The 16,241-nt window shown below is 40.3% G+C and carries 15 protein-coding genes and 1 pseudogene; 9 read left to right on the top strand and 7 right to left on the bottom strand.

Going from position 1 to position 16,241, the window contains the following annotated elements; all coding sequences use genetic code 11:
• Positions 1–133 precede the first annotated feature (133 nt).
• Positions 134–2,035, top strand: coding sequence for a SurA N-terminal domain-containing protein (locus tag P4S71_RS21695; RefSeq protein ID WP_337151496.1), 1,902 nt, complete (start codon positions 134–136; stop codon positions 2,033–2,035).
• Positions 2,036–2,101: 66 nt separating this feature from the next.
• Here the strand turns inward: P4S71_RS21695 and P4S71_RS21690 are convergent.
• The 7 genes and pseudogenes from P4S71_RS21690 to pspF all read right to left on the bottom strand — a co-directional run bounded on the left by P4S71_RS21690 (position 2,102) and on the right by pspF (position 9,370).
• Positions 2,102–2,592 (bottom strand): annotated as a pseudogene (locus P4S71_RS21690) (VOC family protein).
• 422 nt (positions 2,593–3,014) lie between these two features.
• Complete coding sequence (locus tag P4S71_RS21685; protein WP_007376838.1) at positions 3,015–3,776, bottom strand: ATP-binding cassette domain-containing protein; 762 nt, start codon at positions 3,774–3,776, stop codon at positions 3,015–3,017.
• The gene (locus P4S71_RS21680; protein ID WP_007376837.1) at positions 3,776–4,768 is read right to left on the bottom strand and encodes a peptide ABC transporter ATP-binding protein; all 993 of its coding nucleotides are present in this window, start codon (positions 4,766–4,768) and stop codon (positions 3,776–3,778) included. The genes P4S71_RS21685 and P4S71_RS21680 overlap by 1 nt, the downstream gene beginning before the upstream one ends.
• The gene (locus tag P4S71_RS21675; RefSeq protein ID WP_007376836.1) at positions 4,769–5,662 is read right to left on the bottom strand and encodes an ABC transporter permease subunit; all 894 of its coding nucleotides are present in this window, start codon (positions 5,660–5,662) and stop codon (positions 4,769–4,771) included.
• Positions 5,649–6,683: an ABC transporter permease gene (locus tag P4S71_RS21670; protein WP_007376835.1), complete on the bottom strand. Its 1,035-nt coding sequence runs from the start codon at positions 6,681–6,683 to the stop codon at positions 5,649–5,651. The genes P4S71_RS21675 and P4S71_RS21670 overlap by 14 nt, the downstream gene beginning before the upstream one ends.
• Positions 6,683–8,290 carry an ABC transporter substrate-binding protein gene (locus tag P4S71_RS21665; protein WP_337151495.1) on the bottom strand — a complete coding sequence of 536 codons (1,608 nt, stop codon included), beginning with the start codon at positions 8,288–8,290 and terminating at the stop codon, positions 6,683–6,685. The genes P4S71_RS21670 and P4S71_RS21665 overlap by 1 nt, the downstream gene beginning before the upstream one ends.
• 15 nt (positions 8,291–8,305) lie before the next feature.
• A complete protein-coding gene (gene pspF / locus P4S71_RS21660; RefSeq protein ID WP_007376833.1) occupies positions 8,306–9,370 on the bottom strand; it encodes a phage shock protein operon transcriptional activator in 1,065 nt (354 codons plus the stop codon).
• A gap of 186 nt (positions 9,371–9,556) precedes the next feature.
• On the opposite strand from pspF, the gene pspA reads away from it, so the two are divergent.
• The 8 genes from pspA (at position 9,557) to P4S71_RS21620 (ending at position 16,168) form a co-directional block, all read left to right on the top strand.
• On the top strand, positions 9,557–10,216 hold the full coding sequence (gene pspA, locus P4S71_RS21655) for a phage shock protein PspA (protein WP_007376832.1): 660 nt from the start codon (positions 9,557–9,559) through the stop codon (positions 10,214–10,216).
• A gap of 67 nt (positions 10,217–10,283) precedes the next feature.
• A complete protein-coding gene (gene pspB, locus P4S71_RS21650) occupies positions 10,284–10,517 on the top strand; it encodes an envelope stress response membrane protein PspB (RefSeq protein WP_008134759.1) in 234 nt (77 codons plus the stop codon).
• Positions 10,514–10,915, top strand: a complete 402-nt coding sequence (gene pspC, locus P4S71_RS21645) for an envelope stress response membrane protein PspC (RefSeq protein ID WP_008134760.1) — start codon at positions 10,514–10,516, stop codon at positions 10,913–10,915. The genes pspB and pspC overlap by 4 nt, the downstream gene beginning before the upstream one ends.
• Positions 10,916–10,978: 63 nt before the next feature.
• The gene (locus P4S71_RS21640) at positions 10,979–12,397 is read left to right on the top strand and encodes a YcjX family protein (RefSeq protein WP_337151494.1); all 1,419 of its coding nucleotides are present in this window, start codon (positions 10,979–10,981) and stop codon (positions 12,395–12,397) included.
• Positions 12,394–13,419, top strand: a complete 1,026-nt coding sequence (locus tag P4S71_RS21635) for a TIGR01620 family protein (protein ID WP_337151493.1) — start codon at positions 12,394–12,396, stop codon at positions 13,417–13,419. The genes P4S71_RS21640 and P4S71_RS21635 overlap by 4 nt, the downstream gene beginning before the upstream one ends.
• A gap of 150 nt (positions 13,420–13,569) precedes the next feature.
• Positions 13,570–14,751 (top strand): methionine gamma-lyase, encoded by a 1,182-nt coding sequence (gene megL, locus P4S71_RS21630; RefSeq protein ID WP_337151492.1) that lies wholly within the window; start codon positions 13,570–13,572, stop codon positions 14,749–14,751.
• A gap of 237 nt (positions 14,752–14,988) precedes the next feature.
• On the top strand, positions 14,989–15,786 hold the full coding sequence (gene phhA, locus P4S71_RS21625) for a phenylalanine 4-monooxygenase (RefSeq protein ID WP_337151491.1): 798 nt from the start codon (positions 14,989–14,991) through the stop codon (positions 15,784–15,786).
• 37 nt (positions 15,787–15,823) lie between these two features.
• Positions 15,824–16,168 carry a 4a-hydroxytetrahydrobiopterin dehydratase gene (locus P4S71_RS21620; protein ID WP_006793641.1) on the top strand — a complete coding sequence of 115 codons (345 nt, stop codon included), beginning with the start codon at positions 15,824–15,826 and terminating at the stop codon, positions 16,166–16,168.
• The last annotated feature ends 73 nt before the right edge of the window (positions 16,169–16,241 follow it).

Below are 16,241 nucleotides of genomic sequence, written 5' to 3'. Positions count from 1 at the left end.
AATTTACTTAATCAATCTAAATGATGAATTAAGTAACTTTACCGCCAATTACTTCAAGTGAAAAAGCGTATCTGGTAAGATACGCTTTTTTTATGTGACAAGGTAAAAACCTTGATCAAAAAGAGATAAACAAATGCTTGAGAAAATCAGAGAAGGTTCACAAGGACCTGTAGCCAAAATAATTTTAGGCGCGGTGATTTTATCTTTTGCTTTAGCTGGGATTGGTAGTTACCTAGGTCAAACCACGGAACAACCTGTTGCTGAAGTAAATGGAATTAAAATTAGCCAAACTGAATTTAATCGTGCGTTCCAAAATGAGCGTAGTCGATTAGAACAACAATTTGGTGAATATTTTGCACAAATTTCTGCAGATCCAAATTACATGGCACAAATACGTCAAGGTGTAGTTGACCGCTTAGTACAACAAGAATTGCAATCACAGCTAGCGGCTGATTTAGGCCTTCGCGTAAGCGACGAAAGTGTACGTAAAACAATCTTAGAATTACCGTATTTTCAAGTAGGTGAGCAGTTTAATAACGACCGTTACCTACAAGTTATTCGTCAAATGAATTTTCAACCAGATGCATTTCGTGAATACCTTCGTAAAGATATGACGCGCAGTCAACTTGTTACTGCCGTAGCCGGTACTGACTTTGCTCTTGAGAACGAGCTTAAAAGCGCTATTTCTCTACAGCAGCAAACGCGCAGCATTGATTACTTAGTTGTAAACAAAGAAGCGCTAGCAGCAAGTGTTGAAGTATCAGAGCAAGAAGTATCTGATTACTACGAGCTAAATGCATCACAGTTTTTATCGCCAGAACTTATCTCAGTTAATTATATTGAGCTTAAAGCCACAGATATTACGGTTGAGTCAGTTACTGAAGATGATGTTAAAGCGTATTACGATCAAAATAAGGCACAATACGTTGAGCCAGAAAAACGCCGTGTTTCACATATCTTAATCGATAACAGCGAAGACGATGATGCAGCAAAAGAAAAAGCCAATGCACTGCACGCACAATTAGAGCAAGGTGCAGATTTTGCTGAATTAGCAGAGTCATCATCTGATGATATTGTTAGTGGTGAAATGGGCGGCGATCTTGAGTGGATTGAACGCGATGTAATGGACCCTGCATTTGAAGACGCGACATTTGCGCTTAAAAATAAAGGTGACTTTTCAGAGGTTGTAGCATCAGAGTTTGGTTACCACATAATTAAACTTACTGATATTCAGCCGCAACAAGTTAAAGCATATGATGATGTTAAAGCTGATTTACGTGCGGAGCTTGAACAAGCTGAAAAAATAGATGCCTTTTACGAAAAGCAAACTGAAATGGGTGCACTAGCATTTGAAATTTCAGATCGCTTAGACGATGCTGCCGAAGTTGCAGAGGTAGAGATTAAATCAACGCCGCTTTTAGCAATTAACGCATTACCAGAGCCGTTAAATACGCCATCTGTAATTGCTGCGTTATCGTCAGTTGATTTACTGGAAGATAAAGTTAACTCTGAAGTTATTGAGCTTGGCGATGAGCATGCGATTATTGTTCGTGTAAATGAACACAAACCAGCTGCCACTAAGCCACTAAGTGAAGTAAGCGAGCAAATTAAAGCACGTTTAGTTAATGAAAAATCATCTGAGCTTGCTAAAGATAAAGCACGTAGCTTATTTGCAGAAGTAAAAGCAGGTAAGAGTTTAAGTGATGTAGCCAATGAGCAAAGCTTAACACTTCGCCAAGAAGCGCAATTAACACGTCAAAGCTATACTGTTTCGCCAGCAATTGTAACTAAAGCATTTAAAATGGCTCATCCTGCAGGTTCTGCAGTGTTTGAAGTAGTTGATTTAAATAATGGTGATGCTGCAATTGTTGCACTTAAGTCGGTAACAGATGCACAAGTTACAGCTAATATTGACCCACAAGCAAAGCAAAGTATCACTATGGCGCAAGCTAATAAAAACTACATGGTATTTATTGAAGCGTTAAAAGCGAATGCTGAGCTTAACTTACCAACGGTTGCACAACCCGTTGAGTAATTAATTTAGCTCATAAAAAAAGGCGCTTTTAAAGCGCCTTTTTTATTGTCTTCAATATAGTTGGTATTATTTGCCTCTTGCAATAAACTCTATGCGATTACCGCTAGGCTCTCTAATCATCATGTGTTTTGTTGGACCTTTACCTAGATTTTCGGGTGCAAACTCTATTTTAATATTATTTTGCGTTTTTAAATGATCGTGTAGCTGCGCTAACTTTTCAATACTCTCAACACTGAGTGCTAAGTGGTGTAACCCCACATTTTCTGCTCGATTAAACTCCACACGTTTTTCATCATTTTTAACACGCCACAACGTAATCGTTATTTTATCGTTTGATAAAAAGTAAGCTGGGTAACTTGGGTTACTCCCGAGCACTTTAAAACCAAGTACGTCAGTAAAAAAACTTTAGACGAATCAAGGTCTGACACGGTTAATCCTAAGTGGTCAACTCCGCCAACCCAGTTTTTAACATTTGAATTAGGTGCTACATCGGCGATAACCGTTGTTGATAAAAGTAATAGCGATGAAATGCTAGCGAGTAGTGTCTTTTTTAACATAAATCCTCTTTGTAGTATTAATACCAATCCGCAATAATACTTAATCAGTTTGAGGGATTAAATCTGGCGTTAACAGCGTTAAAAATTTCTGATATAGAACAACTAAATAACGAAATTTTTGCTTTGTTATCGACACGATTTTCTTACTTCAAAATAGATCACTTAATTAAGCGAATTGGTATAACTGTTAAATGCAGTGTATTTAACAAGAGACCTTAATAAACGAGGTTATATTACAAAGCAGAATAGATAACCTGAACGCTGGATAGTAAATCTATCTCGAGCAGCTATTGACGCGTAAATTCGCCTTGTTTTCACTGGAAATTTCTGGCTAGAGAAATTAAATTTAAATATCACCATGATTCAATATGATAGTAAATCTCTTAACCAGAGTTCAGGTTAGATACGAAAAAAATGCTGTTTTAACAGCTTAATAAACGTTGGGTGATTTTCGATTGAGGTGTTTGGAAAACAACTTCAGTGGCGCCATATTCAACGACTTCTCCCTTATCAAGTACAAGAACTTGGTCGCTAATATGACGAACTAAGCTTAAATGATGAGTGATCATCACATATGTCAGGCCTGTTTCTTGTTGTAATTTGAGAAGTAGATTAACTATTTGTGCACGAACAGAAGGGTCTAGTGATGATAGTGCCTCATCAAGTACAACAACCTTTGGATCTAAAATTAACGCACGAGCAAGTGCTACACGCTGTAATTGCCCCACACTAAACATGTGTGGATAGTAATGTTGGTGATCGACTAATAATCCAACTTTTGACAGCGTAGCGCTAATTTTTTCAGTCCGTTCAGCTTTATCAAAGTCAGTATTGTATTGTAGGCAGTCATCAAGCGTATCACCAATGGTTAAACCTGGATTAAGAGAGGCCGCTGAATCTTGAAAAATCATACGAATATAGCGACACTGATTATCACGAATACCGTTATCTTCAATAATATTGCCTTCTAATAAGATCTGTCCGCAGTCTGCGCTGTCAGCGCCTGAAAGCAGTTTGGCAAGTGTGCTTTTACCCGCTCCCGTTTCGCCTATAACAGCAATAGTTTCACCTTTGCCAATGCAAAATGAAATATTTTTAAGTACCGCAAATTTTTTACGACTAAATAAGCCTGCACGAATATTAAATGTTTTAGACAAAGCTTGTACTTTCAATACTGGTTGCATTATCTCATATCCTTAATCAGCGGGAAATGACATGCGTAGCTGTGCCCGTTGTGCTTTGTAAGCTTAGGTGTAACTACGCAGGCTTTTTGAGCCTGTGGGCAGCGTGGCCCTAATCGGCAACCTATCGGTAAATGCTGTAATGTAGGTATGGTGCCTTTTAATGCGTAAAAAGGCTCTTTATGAGCTAGGCCTTGTTCGTAATCAGGTAGGCTTTTTAATAAAGCTTGTGTATAAGGGTGGCGAGGCTGACTAAAAATTTTGTGAGTTGGGCCAGCTTCAACCATTTGCCCGCAATATAAAACATGGATCCCATGTGACCAATGTGCAATTTCTTCTAATTCGTGAGAAATCATCAAAATCGACATGTTTTTTAGCTGGTTTAAACTTTTCAACAACCTAAATACCTGTGCGCGAGTGGTACTTTCTAGTGCCGTAGTGGGCTCATCAGCGATTAAAAGCTTTGGTGTGCGGGCTATGGCCATTGCAATCATTACTTTTTGACATACGCCTTCTGAGAGCTCATGTGGATAGCTATCCAGCACGGCTTCATGATTTTTAATGCCCACTTTATGAATAAGCGCTTTTACTCTGTCTTTTCGCTCGCGGTTACGTTTTAAGAAAAACCCCTTTGTTGGGTTTTCAGGCAAGGTTTCGGCTATTTGATCAAACATTTTTGCTGTAGGGTCAAGACAACGGCTAGGGTCTTGATAGATCATGGCAATATCTTGGCTTACCGTTTTACGGCGTTGCTCGGGTGTTAAGCGCATTAAATCAACACCACGCCAATGCATACGGTCGGCAGTAATATTCCAGCGTTCGTTTAGTACACCCACAATTGCTTTTGCAATTAAGCTTTTACCAGAACCAGACTCACCTACAAGGGCATGTACTTCGCCTTCTTTTAAGCTAAAGCTTACCTTGTCAACGGCTCTAATTATCGTTTCTGAGGTACGCAGCTCAATGGTTAAATTTCGAACATCAAGTAATTGCATTTAATCAGCCTTACGTGCTTTTAACACTTGTCGCAGGCCATCGCCTACTAAATTAGTCGATAACACAGCTAAAAATAACAGTACGCCTGGCAGCGCAACAGTCCATGGTGCCAAATAAATTAGCCCTAAATTTTCGGCTAAAATAGCTCCCCATTCAGTGGTAGGTGGCTGAGCACCAAGCTTTAAAAAACCTAATGCAGAAATATCTAAAATTGCAGTGGAGAGCGCCATCGTAAATATAACTACAATGTGCTCATAAATATTAGGAAAGATACCGCGTGATATAATATGCCAGTTAGACGCACCATCGAGCCTAAACGCGGTAATATAATCTTTGTTTAGTTCATCAACAATTAGGTTTCTGATTGAATGAATAAATTGTGGTAATAGCGCTAAAATAATTGCCCATACCGTGTTCATTAAGCCTGGGCCTAAAATTGCTATGATAATAATAGCCAGTAACAAAGAAGGTATAGAGAGCGTTATATCAAGTAAGTGATTTAAAAAACTTGAGCGAATACCTCGGCTGATACCTGCAAATGTACCTACTAATACACCAATAATAGTTGTAATAAGCGCGGCGACAACAGAGAGGCCAAATGTGTAAGTTGCACCATTCATTAAACGCGAAAGTACATCGCGGCCTAAGTCATCAGTACCTAAAATAAAGCGTACATCACCCATTTCCCGCCACGAAGGCGGAATAAGTAATGCATCACTATGCTGTTGGTTAACACCGTACGGTGCTAAAAGTGGAGCACTTGCGGCAAGTAAAGCAAATGCTACAAATATCCACAAGCCAACTAACGCAGGGTGATTATTTTTAAATTTACGCCAAAATCGTGCAAGTGGCGATTTATTCGACTCTTCAGAAAATATATTAAACTTTGCCATGGGCTTGATTCCGCGAGAGTGGATCGAATAGCGTATAAGTAAGCTCTGCAATAATAGTGGCTAATATAACAAATAGTGACACTGCCATTAAGCCGCCTTGTATAGCTGGATAATCGCGTTGATAAATACTATCGATAAGCCAGCGGCCAATGCCGGGCCACGAAAAAATAACTTCAGTAATCATCGCAAGCGTTATTAGCGTACTAAATTGCAAACCAATTTGTTTAATTACCGGTAATAGCGCATTACGCAGTGCATGATGAATTATAAGTTGTCTGCGGTTAAGGCCTTTAGCCCTTGCGGTTTTAATAAAACTTTGGTCCATAACTTTAAGCATAGACTCACGAGTAAAACGCACTAATACAGTGGTCGGATACATGGCGAGCACAATTGTGGGTAGTGTTAAATGGCGCAGGGCGTCTAAAAATGCCATTCCTTTATATGGAAATCCAGCTAATGCAATATCAATTAAAATAAAGCCTGTATTGGCGGGGATCTCATAAAGTAACCCCATTCTTCCCGACATCGGAAACCAGCCCAGTTTGAGAGAAAAAACCATAATAAGCAATAGTGCTAACCAAAATACGGGCATGGAATAACCAACCATAGTGGTTGAATTTATAAGTTTATCAGGCCAACGTTTATAGTACGCAGAACCTAAAATGCCAGCGGGTACGCCAACGACAATCGATACAATTAATGCATAAACACTTAGTTCCAGTGTAGCGGGTAATAAATCAACAATATGGCTAAATACATTGTCACCTGATGCAAAAGAAAGCCCCCAATCGCCTTGGAATATTCGTCCTAAAAAGGCTATATATTGCACAAAATAGTTACTGTTATATAAATATTTATCTTCAAGCTCACTGTGTTGAGCAAAGTTACTACTTGGTACACCACTTAAATTACTTAATGGATCGCCTGGGAACAAATAACTAATTGAAAATGTAAAAACACTCAGCATTAGGGTCATAAAAAGCAATAAACCTAAACGACGTAAAATATAATCTAAGATCATTATTTTTTCCTCGCATTAGCTAGTGAAATTGCACCAAATGGGCCAAGCGTTATACCTTCAACGTCTGCGCTACTGGCTTGAAAACGTAAGCCATGTGCAATAGGCAGCAATGGCAACTCGTCAACAATTAAGCTTTGTGCATCATCGTAGTATTTTTTTCGCATGTTTAAATCAGTCGTATCGAGCGCTTTTGTAAGTAATAAATCAAATTGCGGATTGCACCAGTTAGCAGGATTTTTACCGGTAAAGGTTGCAGTGCAACTTAAAAGAGGGCTAAAAAAGTTATCCGGATCAGGTGTATCAGCGGCCCAACCAAGCAATACACTATCATGCCTGTGCTCGCCAATACGTTGAATAAACGTATTCCATTCATACTCTACAATACTGACATTAACGCCTATTTTACGTAAGTCACTTTGCATTAGTTCTGCCATTTTTCGCGCATTCGGGTTATAAATACGGCTGACGGGCATCGCCCAAATAGTCATATCAAAACCATCTGGTAACCCAGCTTCAATTAATAACTTTTTAGCAAGTTGAGGATCAAAACTTGGCATGTTTGCTTGTGGCTCAAATGCCCATGAGGTTGGCGGTAAAATAGATTGTGCACGTGTACCATTACCATAATATACAGCTTGCATAATTTTATCGATATCAATGGCGTGAGCAAGTGCTTGGCGTACACGTAAGTCGTCAAACGGGGCGCGCTCCGTATTAAAAGCCCAGTAACCAATATTTAAATTTGTTTCTTTTTCAACGTTTATATCGTCGCGTTGCGCTAAAATACTCAATTGCGCACTACTTGGATGAGCCGTTACATCGCACTCTTTAGTCAACATTTTTGCTATACGCGTAGTGCCGTTAGGCGTTATGTCGTAAACCAATTGTTCAAGTGCGACGTGGTGCTTCCAATAAAGTGGGTTTCGGTAAAAGCGTACGAGGTGATCTCGGCGATATTCTTTATAAATATATGGGCCGGTGCCAATAGGGTACTGATCAAATAAGTTTTCTTGATTATTTTTCTTAAGTTTCATGGCGTATTCTTCTGAAAGCACCACGGCAAAGTCGGTGGCCATATTAGCTAAAAAGCTGCTTTCAGGATTAAACAATTCAAAACGAACTTGATGATCAGTAACACGCACAATTTTACGAATAAGTTGATCAATCCCCACACTTTGAAAATACGGGTAATTGGCATCGCCCACAAAGTGATATGGATTATAGACATCGAATAGTCGGCTAAAGGTAAATATAACGTCGTCGGCGTTAAAATCCCGAGTAGGGGTAAAATAAGCGGTTGTATGAAATTTCACACCTTTGCGCAATGTGAAGGTAATAGATTTACCGTCTTTACTTATTTTCCAATCGGTTGCCAGCTCACTTTGAAACTCTGCCGTAACAGGGTCAATGCTAATTAGGCGGTCGTATAGCTGGTTGGCAATAATATCAATAGTAGAACCGGTGGTCGTAACTTGTGGATTAAACGACACAGGGTTAGCTTCAGCGCAATAAACTAAGCCTTGGTTTTTTTCTTCTATGATTTCTTCTTTGTTATCAATGCAACCTACTAAGGTGACCGCTAGTAAAGTAAGTAATAATTTATGCACCCGCATAACCTCTAACTATTGTTGATCCAACAAATTGTATTTTTTAAGATAACCACGTAATTGATGATACGTTAAACCAAGTACTTCTGCAGTTTTCTTTTGATTAAATTGGCTATGTTCGAGTGCTTTATTAATCATGTTTATTTCAAAGTCGTTTGAACGCTCTTTTAAACTACACGGAAATTGAATATCAACGGCTATATTACTGCTTGCTTGAGCAATCGGCGGCGCAACAACAATAGGCTCGACATTAACAGTTTGGGCCGCTATAGGTGCTTTAATGCGCGCTTTTGGTCTAAATGGGCTATCGAATGGGTCTAAAATAATCTGGTGAACGGGGATATGTTCACTGCCATGGCGATACAAACTACGTTCAACCACATTTTTAAGTTCACGAATATTGCCGGGCCAATCATAACTAAGCAGTGTTTCTGTTGCGCTTCGGGTAAAACCGCTAAACAGTTCCCACTCTAAATCGCGCGCCATATTCATCGCAAACTGCTCAGCAAGAAGCATAATATCGTCTTGGCGTTCGCGCAGTGGTGGCAGGGTAATTACATCAAAGGCAAGGCGATCGAGTAAATCACTTCTAAATTCACCTTGCTCGGCCAAATAAGGAAGATCTTCGTTTGTCGCACACACTAAACGGGTATCTACTTTTACAGTTTGCTTGCCGCCAACACGTTCAAACTCACCGTATTCTATAACGCGCAGCAGTTTTTCTTGTACCATAGCTGAGGTATTAGCTAATTCATCTAAAAACAGTGTGCCGCTGTTAGCGCGTTCAAAACGACCTTCGTGGCGTTTGCTTGCCCCCGTAAAAGCACCGCTTTCATGGCCAAATAATTCACTTTCGAGTAGGTTCTCGTTAAGCGCTGCACAGTTAAGCTTTACGTAGTTTTGATCCCAGCGTTTTGATAAAAAGTGTAAGCGTGCTGCTATTAGCTCTTTACCTGTGCCGCGTTCACCAATAATAAGTACCGGTTTATCTAAATTAGCCAGTTGCGATACCTGATCTAATACAGACAGAAAGCTATCTGATTGGCCGAGTAAATTATCCTGTTGGCGATATTGGCTCATATTTCCTAACTCTTGGTCATTTTTACTAACTGTTAGTGTATTTCATAATTAGGGAGAACTAAAGAAATTTGTATATTTAGTTTAACTTAATGAAAATAAAGTGTATTTTGTCTTTTAAAAAGTTGGCAAGCATATTGATACTAGTTATAGCAGACTAACTAAGTTTTAATTACAGAGGTAAATGTTATGGGAATTTTTTCACGTTTTGCAGATATTGTTAATTCTAATATCAATGCCATTTTAGATAAAGCAGAAGACCCAGAAAAAATGGTTCGTCTGATTATTCAAGAAATGGAAGATACGCTTGTTGAAGTACGTTCTACATCAGCTAAAACACTGGCTGAGAAAAAAGAAATTGTACGCCGCTTAGATACACTTAAAGCGCAGGTAAGTGATTGGCAAGATAAAGCCGAACTGGCTTTAAGTAAAGACCGCGACGATTTAGCGCGTTCAGCCCTACTTGAAAAGCAAAAGTCGGCAGATGCCGTTGCTTCAGTAGCGAGTGAGCTTGAACATGTAGAGTCTCATATTGAGAAATTACAGCAAGAAGTAACGACACTACAAGAAAAGCTAGCAGATGCGAAATCTCGTCAAAAAGCGATTATACTTCGCCAACGTTCGGCTGAGTCGCGCCTTGAAGTGAAAAAGACACTTGATAGCTCAAAAGTAGAAGAAGCACTTAACCGCTTTGAACGTTACGAAACCAAAATTGATGGACTAGAATCTCAAATTGAGTCGTACGATTTAGGTAAAAAGACGTTAGCGGATGAAATTGCTAACCTACAAAAAAATGAAAAGATAGATGATGAGCTAGCCGAACTTAAAAAGAAGTTAGCTGATAAATAATTTATAAAGGGGCACTTAAAGTGCCCCACTGCTTAAAAACATCAAAACGGATTGTCAGGAGAGGATTATGTTTGATCCAGAGATATTAGTTGCACCATTTATTTTGTTTATGATTTTTGTTGCTCCGCTGTGGCTAATTTTACACTACCGCAGCAAAAAACAAGTAAACCAAGGTTTAAGTGAACACGAACATCGCCAATTACTTGAGCTTGCACACAAAGCTGAAAAAATGGCTGAACGATTAGAAACACTTGAAGCATTGCTTGATCAAGAGTCACCACAATGGAGACGCAAAGTATGAGTGCCAAACGCGAATTATTAAGAGACCCTCAACGCGGTAAAGTAGCCGGTGTATGTGCGGGATTAAGTGACTACTTTAATATGGAGTTATGGTTAGTTCGCATTATATTTGTTAGTGCGGTACTGCTAACGGGTGGCCCATTATTTGTGGTAGCGTATATTGCAGCCTGGTTCATTTTAGATAAAAAAGAGCCCGCAGCGGCGCAAACAAAAAGCTCAACTAAAACTGACGATCCGCTAGAAGTAAAATTTAAAGTATGGCAAAAAGGCGAGCCACCGCGCCGCGCATTGCAAGATTTAAAAGAGCGTTTAACGCGTGTAGATACTCGCCTTCAAGATATGGAGCGCCATGTAACTTCAAGCGAGTTTACGGTGAGCCGTGAAATTAACAAACTTTAAAGGATTTAATAGCACCTTATTTGCAGCGTGATAAATTACGGCAAATTAGGTGCAAGACACTTTATGAGCCAATCATTTGCAAAAAAGACCTTTAAAAGTATTAAAGGCAAAGCACAAAAAGCCCTTCATCGCAGTTTAGACCAACACGTAAAACTTGCCGTAACTGGCCTAAGTGGTAGTGGTAAAACAGCCTTTATTACCGCGCTTGTTAAACACTTAACAACCCAAGCTGACGATAAAAACTTACCTTTTTTTGATGTAATGCGCGAGCACCGCCATGTGGCCACTAAAGTTGTGCCGCAAGAGGCGTTAAAAGTCCCTACGTTTAATTATACGCGCGCACTAAATTCATTATTACCCAGCGATGGGATGCCTACATGGCCTGCATCAACTGAGCGGATTAATACGCTGCGCTTGGCAATAAAGTATCAAAGTAATGCAGGGCTGCGCGGCCACTTTTCGCCGCAATCAACGCTTTATTTAGATATTATTGACTACCCGGGTGAATGGCTCCTTGATTTACCTATGCTTGAGCAAAGCTATTCTCAATGGTGCGAGCAGCAATACCCGTTATTAACTCAGCCTTCGCGCGTAAACACATCAAGTGATTTTTTAGCGGCCGTAGAGCAACTTGACTTAAACGCTCCCGTTGATGAAAACGCACTTGCTCATATTGCTCAGCTTTATCAAAGCATGTTAGTCGGGCTTAAAAAAGACACCAAACTTGCCATGTTGCAACCTGGGCGCATGCTTATGCCTGGCGACTTACAAGGTGCGCCATTGTTATTGTTTTTTCCGGTATCGGGTAAAGTAAATAGTGACGATGTCGTTGCGGGTTCTAATTTAGCGCATTTAATTAAGCGTTTTAACGCCTATATAAAAGAAGTTGTAAAACCATTTTATAATGAGCATTTTAGGCACTTCGATCGCCAAATTGTACTTGTAGATGTACTTAGTGCGTTAAACGAAGGGCACGAAACACTCCAAGAGCAAAGCAGTGTAATAAACCAATTACTCGCACACTTTAACTATGGCGAGTCGGGCTTTTTTAAACGTTTATTTAAGCCCAACATAGACAAAATATTATTTGCAGCTAATAAATCAGATCATATAAGTGCTAAGCACCATAAAGATTTAGCACTGCTACTTGATTCGCTCGTGCATGAGCAAAGTAATCATTTAAAGTTTGATGGTGTAAAAATAGAAACCATGGCTATGTCGTCAATTACAGCAACGCAGCCGCGCCAAGTTACCGACAAAGGTCAAACGCTTGATTGTATTTACGGTAAACCGTTAAACGAGTCTGATTGGCTTACGTATTTACCACCGCAACCACCCACGCGAATGCTTAATAAACGTGAGTGGCCAGCACAAGGGTTTGAGTTTTTATCGTTTTCCCCAATGCCGAGCCCCGATAAACAACTAAAACATATTCGATTAGATCATGTCATGCAGTACCTGCTAGGAGACAAATTAACATGAGTGAGTCAAACCAACCATTTCAAGCAGGGCGTCGCATAGATACGCAAAGCATTGAGCAAAACGAACCCGTTTTAGCACCTGCAAAAATTATTCAGCACGGACAAAGTGATTACGAAGAACTTGAAGATGAAGCACTAGAGCCAGAAATAGATCTGGAACCTGTTTATAAAAAGTCAAAGTGGCAAACGCTTAAAGGTGTTTTTGCTATTAGTTTTATAGTACTGGTGCTTTTAGAGTTTGCGTACTCGTTATTATTTGCTTTCGAGCAGTCAATTATTTTAGGCAGTGTTTATTTAACCGCAGTTGTAAGTGGCGTGCTGCTAATTGGGCGCTTATTGTGGCGAGAGTACCGAATGCTGCGCAGTTTAAAGCGTAACCAACTGCACCGAGTTGAAGCCGACAGGCTTTTAAACAGCGAGCAAGTAGGCGGTGCATTACCTTGGCTCGAAAAGCTCAATAAACATCAGGAGCTTGATAACTTTGAAACCTTTAAAAACCAAGTAGCGACGCATCACAGCGACAAAGAAATAATGACGCTGTACGCCAACAGTTTATTAATAACCCAAGACACCAAAGCTAAAAAGCTTATAAATCGTTTTGCGACTGAATCAGCTCTACTAGTTGCCCTAAGCCCTCTTGCGCTGGTGGATATGATGGCTGTGCTTTGGCGCGGTACTAAGTTAATAGAACAAATTGGTAAAATTTACGGCATTGGTTTTGGCTACGCGAGCCGTATAAAACTGTACCGTATGCTGATAAAACAAGTAATGTTTGTAGGCAGTGCAGAGCTTGTATCTGACCTTGCTGCAACTGCACTAAGTGCTGAGCTTTTAGGTAAGCTTTCGGGGCGGGCAGCGCAAGGGGTCAGTGCTGGTATTTTTACAGCGCGTATTGGTTACAAAGCAATGGAGCTTAGTCGCCCATTACCAAGGCTTGAAAACAAGCGCAGCTTACTAAAAGGCACTCTGCAAAGCATCGCAGGTAAAATTATGAGCCGTAAAAAGGCGGAACCAACACACTAGATTAGCAGTGGCAATATTTGTGTACAAACGTGCGCTGCATGGTTTTTACACAAATAGCCATCTGAGCATCCGGCATGCTTGCTGTTTGTAAGCGCATACGTTTTGATTGTTGAATCGCAAAAACATAATAATCAAAAAAATGAGCCTACAATGAGCAAGCATCATATAAACACCCAGTGTATTCACGGACCACAAAAAGCAAACGACCCGCACGGCGCACTCACTTCTCCTTTGTATCAAACCTCTACCTTTCATTTTGAAAATGCCGCTCAAGGTGCTGCGCGTTTTGCAGGCGACGAACCTGGCTATATTTATACGCGCTTAGGAAACCCTACAACCACAGAGCTTGAGCAAAAAGTTGCTCAACTAGAGAGCTGTGAAGCAGCTGCTGCAACCGCAACAGGTATGGGGGCTGTATCAGCCTCAGTACTGAGCTTTTTATCGCAGGGAGATCACCTTGTTGCCTCAAGTGCTTTGTATGGTTGTACCTTTGCGTTTTTCTCGCATATGTTGCCGCGCTGGGGAATCGAAGTCACTTTTGTTGATATGACCAACGAGGACGAACTACGCGCTGCCATCAAACCTAATTCAAAAATGATATTTATAGAAACGCCAATCAACCCCACTATGGCGGTTATTGATTTGGCACTCATTGGCGCAGTTGCTAAAGAGCACAATTTAATTAGTGTGGTCGACAACACCTTTTTAACGCCGCTACTGCAATCACCAAAAAATTACGGTATCGACATCATAATGCACAGTGCGACCAAGTACTTAAACGGCCACGGAGACGTAGTCGCCGGTATTGTATGTGGATCGCTTGAGCACATAACACACATTAAAATGACCGTACTAAAAGATATTGGTGCAACCATAAGCCCGCACGATGCATGGCTAATTAATCGAGGCCTAAAAACACTCGCTATTAGAATAGAGCGCCATTGTCAAAGTGCACAAACAATAGCCGAATATCTAGAAGCGCACCCACAAGTAAGCACCGTATATTACCCGGGGCTTAAATCGCACCCAGGTTATAGGTTTATTGGTAACCAAATGAAAGCCGCTGGTGGTGTTATTGCGTTTGAAATAAAAGGCACGCTACATGATGGCGCACAATTTATTGATAGTATGAAACTTTGTACACTTGCAGTAAGCCTCGGCGACGCTGAAACACTGATTCAGCATCCTGCATCTATGACTCACTCGCCTTATACGCCAGAGGAGCGAGCTGCCGCTGGAATAAGTGATGGGCTGATCAGACTCTCGGTTGGGCTTGAAGATGTTAACGACATTATTAGTGATTTAGACCAAGCTTTTACTAAAATTGGTTAGGTGTATTTAATTGTATACACTTAAAAATAAGCTGCAGGCCTTTATTTAAAGGTCTGTATTTTTAATGTGCCATGAGTGTAATTTTAACTTTACGATCTAAGTGATCACGCTAAATACTGATGTTAGCCTATCTATTAAACTTTTCTTCACTTTTGCATAGTATGGGGTCATTCGATATTCAACAGGTTTGAGTATCACACTGACACCGATTTAGGGCTCACACCCAAGAAGGTACTTATGGCTAAAGCAAGTAAATACACATCCAAAACACCAGACGAAAATGGTGTTATACACTGGAGTGATGAAGAAAATAAAATTTGGTCTGAGCTTGTAGCGCGCCAACTTGCATGCATTGAAGGCAAAGCCTGCAACGAGTACATGCAAGGGTTAAAAAAGATTAACCTGCCGCACGACCGTATTCCGCAGTTAAGCGAGCTAAACGAAGTGTTACTAGCCACTACCGGTTGGCAAGTTGCACCAGTACCTGCGCTTATCGACTTTGACGAGTTTTTCAGATTACTGGCAAACAAGCAGTTTCCGGTAGCTACATTTATTCGTAGCCGCGAAGAATTTGATTACCTACAAGAGCCTGATATTTTTCATGAAATATTTGGCCATTGCGCCATGCTAACTAATCCTGACTTTGCCGAGTTTACGCATAAGTACGGGCAATTAGGTTACGCAGCGCAGAAAAAGGACCGTGTATACCTTGCGCGTATATACTGGTTTACGGTTGAATTTGGTTTAATGCAAACCGAAGACGGTCTGCGTATTTACGGCGGCGGTATTTTATCAAGCCCAGGGGAGACTCAGTACGTATACTCAAATACGCCAGAAATTAGCCCAATGAATGTGCTTGATGTACTGCGTACGCCGTACCGTATTGATATTATGCAACCACAGTACTACACCATAAATTCGATTCATGATCTGTTTGATATATCGCAAATGGATATTATGACTTTGGTTGAGCAAGCTAAAGAGCTTGGCTTGCATGACCCAAAATTTCCACCAAAAGAAAAATTAGCCAGTTAACTTTAATTTAAAAGAAACGCTAAAGTAAGGATTTAAAATGTCTTCATTAAGTGAACAAAAATGCGAAGCTTGCCACGTAGATGCACCAAAAGTGTCTGACGAAGAGCTTGCACAACTTATTACAAAAATACCAGACTGGGTACCAGAAGTACGCGACGGCATTATGCAGCTAGAGCGTGTTTATAAATTTAAAAACTTTAAACAAGCTATCGCATTTACTAACAAAGTAGGCGACATGGCAGAAGACGAAGGCCACCATCCTGGTTTATTAACCGAGTGGGGCAAAGTAACTGTAACGTGGTGGAGCCATTCAATTAAAGGCTTGCATAAAAACGACTTTATTTGCGCAGCTAAAACAGACGACGTATTTAACGCGCTATAATTAAAAATTAATTGAGCAAACCTAAAAGCACTTATTTTTATAAGTGCTTTTTTATTTGTTTAATGGAAGTTTC

Source organism: Pseudoalteromonas sp. B62, assembly GCF_037162565.1.
In the GTDB taxonomy this organism is placed as follows: Bacteria; Pseudomonadota; Gammaproteobacteria; order Enterobacterales; family Alteromonadaceae; genus Pseudoalteromonas; species Pseudoalteromonas fuliginea.
The sequence above is the reverse complement of the archived record's forward strand: the minus strand, read 5'-3'. Positions and strand labels throughout refer to the sequence as shown.

What these genes read in the sequence shown, in the direction of transcription:
- P4S71_RS21695 (WP_337151496.1), top strand. Translation starts at nt 134, where the DNA reads ATGCTTGAGAAAATCAGAGAAGGTTCACAAGGACCTGTAGCCAAAATA.
- P4S71_RS21685 (WP_007376838.1), bottom strand. Translation starts at nt 3,776, where the DNA reads ATGCAACCAGTATTGAAAGTACAAGCTTTGTCTAAAACATTTAATATT.
- P4S71_RS21680 (WP_007376837.1), bottom strand. Translation starts at nt 4,768, where the DNA reads ATGCAATTACTTGATGTTCGAAATTTAACCATTGAGCTGCGTACCTCA.
- P4S71_RS21675 (WP_007376836.1), bottom strand. Translation starts at nt 5,662, where the DNA reads ATGGCAAAGTTTAATATATTTTCTGAAGAGTCGAATAAATCGCCACTT.
- P4S71_RS21670 (WP_007376835.1), bottom strand. Translation starts at nt 6,683, where the DNA reads ATGATCTTAGATTATATTTTACGTCGTTTAGGTTTATTGCTTTTTATG.
- pspF (WP_007376833.1), bottom strand. Translation starts at nt 9,370, where the DNA reads ATGAGCCAATATCGCCAACAGGATAATTTACTCGGCCAATCAGATAGC.
- pspA (WP_007376832.1), top strand. Translation starts at nt 9,557, where the DNA reads ATGGGAATTTTTTCACGTTTTGCAGATATTGTTAATTCTAATATCAAT.
- pspB (WP_008134759.1), top strand. Translation starts at nt 10,284, where the DNA reads ATGTTTGATCCAGAGATATTAGTTGCACCATTTATTTTGTTTATGATT.
- pspC (WP_008134760.1), top strand. Translation starts at nt 10,514, where the DNA reads ATGAGTGCCAAACGCGAATTATTAAGAGACCCTCAACGCGGTAAAGTA.
- P4S71_RS21640 (WP_337151494.1), top strand. Translation starts at nt 10,979, where the DNA reads ATGAGCCAATCATTTGCAAAAAAGACCTTTAAAAGTATTAAAGGCAAA.
- P4S71_RS21635 (WP_337151493.1), top strand. Translation starts at nt 12,394, where the DNA reads ATGAGTGAGTCAAACCAACCATTTCAAGCAGGGCGTCGCATAGATACG.
- megL (WP_337151492.1), top strand. Translation starts at nt 13,570, where the DNA reads ATGAGCAAGCATCATATAAACACCCAGTGTATTCACGGACCACAAAAA.
- phhA (WP_337151491.1), top strand. Translation starts at nt 14,989, where the DNA reads ATGGCTAAAGCAAGTAAATACACATCCAAAACACCAGACGAAAATGGT.
- P4S71_RS21620 (WP_006793641.1), top strand. Translation starts at nt 15,824, where the DNA reads ATGTCTTCATTAAGTGAACAAAAATGCGAAGCTTGCCACGTAGATGCA.